At 57.1% G+C, this 417-nt stretch carries 1 rRNA gene; it reads right to left on the bottom strand.

Annotated features, from left to right (window positions below):
- Positions 1–417 (bottom strand): 23S ribosomal RNA (locus L942_RS02730); the annotation flags it as partial.

The raw sequence follows: 417 nt of genomic DNA, 5'->3' as shown, positions 1-417 counted from the left end.
TTACCGGGTGGTCCCGGCAGATTCACAGCAAATTCCACGAGCTCGCTGCTACTCGGGAACACCGTCACACAACACAAACACAGTTTTCGCGTACGGGGCTCTCACCCGCTCCGGCCCGCCGTCCCAAGCGGTTCCGCTAACCATGCCGCATCACGCCCAGAGTGTCAGCTCTGAGAAGACAGGTCCCACAACCCCGACCACACAACCCCTGACAGGTATCACATGCAATCGGTTTAGCCTCTTCCGCTTTCGCTCGCCACTACTCACGGAATCACTTTTGTTTTCTCTTCCTGCGGGTACTGAGATGTTTCACTTCCCCGCGTTCCCTCCGCACCGGCTATATATTCACCGGCGGGTAACACCACATCACTGGTGCTGGGTTTCCCCATTCGGAAATCCTCGGATCACAGCTCGGTT

Source organism: Amycolatopsis orientalis DSM 43388, assembly GCF_000411975.1.
Lineage (GTDB): Bacteria > Actinomycetota > Actinomycetes > Mycobacteriales > Pseudonocardiaceae > Amycolatopsis > Amycolatopsis orientalis_D.
This window is presented reverse-complemented; position numbering and strand designations above follow the sequence as displayed.